Source organism: Streptomyces sp. SID4985, assembly GCF_009863025.1.
Classification (GTDB): Bacteria; Actinomycetota; Actinomycetes; order Streptomycetales; family Streptomycetaceae; genus Streptomyces.
In genome coordinates, this window is the sequence record NZ_WWIR01000295.1 from 1 (window position 1) to 960 (window position 960).

Consider the following 960-nt stretch of genomic DNA (forward strand, 5'->3'; position numbering starts at 1 on the left):
GCGAGGGCGCCCGGCTGCGGCTCGACTACACCGCGCGCAGCCTGTGGCGCGTCGACCGCGTGATCGACGAGATACGCCGCGACGGCCCTCCGTACGAGGCCGTCCGCCGTGTCCTGCGCGGCTTCGGCGCCTACGCCGGTGAGGTCATCGTCCGCCGCACCGGCGCCGAGTGGTGGCTCACCGACCCCGACCCCTGCCTCCGCACCCCCGACGGCCGCCTGTGGACCCCGATGGACGAGGCGCGCCGGGCCTACGAGGGGGACGGGTCGCTGGGGGTGCTGTGCCGGGAGGCGATCGGGGGGCGGTGAGACGGGGGCGGGGGGCTCGCCGACGCCGGTGCCGGGTCGGCCGGGGCCGGGTGGACAGGCCCTAGGTCCGGCCGACCGGCCGGAGGTGGCTCTCGGCGAGGTGGCGCAGTTCGACGCGGGTGAGCGCGGGGTCGGCCGCGGCTTCGGTGGCGCGGCGGCTGGGGAGGTAGCGGACGCCGTCGATCTCGCAGATCAGCGGTCCCGCACCGGTGTCGCGCACCAGGGCCTCGCCGACCGGAGCGGGGCCGCCGACGGTACGGCGCCCGGTGCCCCGGGACGGGGATATCGGCTGGAGGAACCGGGGCGCCGTCACGTCCCCGCCCTCCGGCCGGAACAGGACGAGCGTCATCTCGCGGGGTTCCCGGCTCAGGCGGACGTAGCGCATGGGCTGCCACGCGTCCTTCCCGGCATCCGCACGCGCTGCCCGCAGCACCGGACCGCAGAGCGCGGAGCGGTCGGTCACGACCCAGCCGATCCGGGCGAGGGACAGGATGCCGATCGTGCCGAACACGAGGAAGCGCCAGTGCCCCAGGTGGAAGTGGTCGTCGAGGACGGCGCCGCAGGAGACCAGCAGGGGGTACCAGGCGGCGGTGCCGAGGAGGGTCTCGGGCACCCATCTCCACGGCGACACGGACGTGCGGCCGGGGCCGCG

General features: G+C 76.5%; 2 protein-coding genes. One reads left to right on the forward strand and one right to left on the reverse strand.

Annotated features, from left to right (window positions below; genetic code table 11):
* A partial coding sequence (locus GTW40_RS11990; RefSeq protein ID WP_161180154.1) for a hypothetical protein occupies window positions 1–308 on the forward strand: 308 nt, incomplete at its 5' end.
* A gap of 61 nt (window positions 309–369) precedes the next feature.
* Here GTW40_RS11990 and GTW40_RS11995 read toward each other — a convergent pair.
* The coding region (locus GTW40_RS11995; protein ID WP_237525465.1) for a hypothetical protein at window positions 370–960 on the reverse strand (591 nt) is incomplete at its 5' end.